Origin of the sequence: Endozoicomonas sp. SESOKO1 (assembly GCF_024606265.1) — a bacterium.
In the GTDB taxonomy this organism is placed as follows: domain Bacteria; phylum Pseudomonadota; class Gammaproteobacteria; order Pseudomonadales; family Endozoicomonadaceae; genus Endozoicomonas.
In genome coordinates, this window is sequence record NZ_JAHHPP010000044.1 from 1 (window position 1) to 1,965 (window position 1,965).

Genomic DNA, 1,965 nt, shown 5'->3' on the forward strand with positions numbered 1-1,965 from the left:
TGTCGGGAGTTCGAATCTCTCTACCCCGACCATATTTCCTTTCTTTAGTCCTCTTCGTAAAATCTCCTTGAATTCATTTCTGCTATCATTGACAGGCTTCTCTGCATGTTTAGAATAGCAATGGCTTCGGCGTGTAGCGCAGCCTGGTAGCGCATTTCGTTCGGGACGAAAGGGTCGGAGGTTCGAATCCTCTCACGCCGACCAGAAGCCTTTCCGCCACCTTCCTTTAAAGTCCGTAACCCCTTGATTTTACTGGCTTCTAGCCTATCTTTACTTCCTTAGTCGTTTGCTGAAAACCGCCAGTATCCTTAAAATTTGGGGGTACGGATGGGGGTATTTTCAAGGCTTCAAAAATCGATACCCCCAATCCTCATTTTCGATACCCCCATATTCTCTAAAACCCTTGCAAACCGTGGGCTGTAGATGGGGGTATTACATCACCTTGGTTGTCTATGCGATACCCCAAGGGTTTCTAATTGGGAGTCATGTTAATGAGCATCACAGATGCCAGAGCAAGAAACGCCAAACCCAGCGATAAGGATTACAAAGTCACTGGTGATAGAGGGCTTTACCTGCTGGTGAAAACCAACGGAAGCAAATTGTGGCGGTACAAATATCGTTTTTCAGGTAAAGAAAGAACCCTGGCAATGGGGGCTTACCCGGAAGTTTCTCTATGCCATTCAAACAGGGCGAACCACCGACAACCCCGCAGCCAATCTAACCGGCGCACTGCGACCAAAAGAAACCACTCACTATCCAGCCATTACTACCCCTGTTGAAGTGGGGTTGCTGATGCTGGCCATGGATGCCTACAACGGAACATCAATTGTCAGGGTTGCATTGAAATTATCAGCACTGTTGTTTTTGCGTCCGGGGGAATTGCGCCAGTTGGAATGGAGCTTTATCAACTGGAATGAGGGGCGAATTGAAATACCGGCAACGCTGATGAAAATGAAAGAGTCCCATATCGTGCCATTGTCCCGGCAGGCCAAAAAGATACTTGAGCAACTGCACACCCTGACCGGCAGTGGTAAGTATCTATTCCCGTCCGAACGTGGGGCAAGTCGGCCACTGTCGGATAATGGTGTCAGAATGGCATTGAGAACCATGGGATATAGCAAAGAGGTGATGGTTCCCCATGGTTTCCGGGCAATGGCTCGCACCTTGTTAGATGAAGTTCTGGAATACCGTATTGAATGGATTGAACAACAGCTTGCCCATGTAGTTAAAGACCCCAACGGGCGAGCCTACAACCGCACCAAACATTTAAAGCAGCGAACCGAAATGATGCAGCACTGGGCTGATTATCTGGATGAATTGAGGCAGATGGCCGCTGGTGAGAATGTGGTGGAAGTGAAGTTTCGATAGTGGCAAGAGTCGGCGGGAATCGCAACTTCCCGCCAGTGTCTAATCAGTCCCGGAGAGGTTGGGGTATGTCAGACGAAAAAAGAATACCTGTCGAAAATTTGTTGGTCAATTTAACCCGAAGTGAGTACACAGTTGATGAACTGGTGGAATGGCTGGCAGACGTAAATCGACCCAGCAGTCATGCCAAGTTCCGCAAATACGTCAGGTCAGCGATAGATGAAGCGATTAAGTATTGTGAAATACCGATCATTACCAGACGCTACCCGTTCAGCATAGAAAAAGAGGTGTTGTTATACAGAGATATAAAACCATGGTGTGATAAAAAAGGGCTGATTTTTGCCCCAGACAGTAAACCGGGCAAAGTAAACAAATCAGCCATAACAAAGAGGGAGAATAACCTGATATCAATAGCTTTATCGAAAGGAAAACTAATTAATGCCTTTATGAAAGGAGAAAAACTTCCATCCTATGACTATTTAGTGCCTGTCAGAAAACCCATGAATAATCCAACTCAACAGGCACTGACAAAATTTTTTTGAAAACAAAACAGGCCACTCATGCCAGTCGCCTCCTTTTTTGATCAAAACTTAAACATTA

At 46.3% G+C, this 1,965-nt stretch carries 3 protein-coding genes and 1 tRNA gene; all 4 read left to right on the forward strand.

Features of this window, described 5'->3' with window-relative positions; translation table 11 throughout:
* Positions 1-127 precede the first annotated feature (127 nt).
* The 4 genes from KDK13_RS02535 to KDK13_RS02550 all read left to right on the forward strand — a co-directional run bounded on the left by KDK13_RS02535 (position 128) and on the right by KDK13_RS02550 (position 1,907).
* Positions 128-204: transfer RNA gene (locus KDK13_RS02535), tRNA-Pro, on the forward strand.
* A 287-nt stretch (positions 205-491) separates the two neighbouring features.
* Positions 492-779 carry an Arm DNA-binding domain-containing protein gene (locus KDK13_RS02540; RefSeq protein ID WP_257283251.1) on the forward strand — a complete coding sequence of 96 codons (288 nt, stop codon included), beginning with the start codon at positions 492-494 and terminating at the stop codon, positions 777-779.
* A 13-nt stretch (positions 780-792) separates the two neighbouring features.
* Entirely contained in the window at positions 793-1,368 is a 576-nt protein-coding gene (locus tag KDK13_RS02545) for a site-specific integrase (RefSeq protein ID WP_257283253.1), read from the forward strand.
* 65 nt (positions 1,369-1,433) lie between these two features.
* Positions 1,434-1,907 (forward strand): hypothetical protein, encoded by a 474-nt coding sequence (locus tag KDK13_RS02550; protein ID WP_257283254.1) that lies wholly within the window; start codon positions 1,434-1,436, stop codon positions 1,905-1,907.
* Positions 1,908-1,965 lie beyond the last annotated feature (58 nt).

Bases quoted from the DNA above. Each gene is read 5' to 3' on its own strand.
- KDK13_RS02540 (WP_257283251.1), top strand. From the start codon at position 492: ATGAGCATCACAGATGCCAGAGCAAGAAACGCCAAACCCAGCGATAAG.
- KDK13_RS02545 (WP_257283253.1), top strand. From the start codon at position 793: ATGCTGGCCATGGATGCCTACAACGGAACATCAATTGTCAGGGTTGCA.
- KDK13_RS02550 (WP_257283254.1), top strand. From the start codon at position 1,434: ATGTCAGACGAAAAAAGAATACCTGTCGAAAATTTGTTGGTCAATTTA.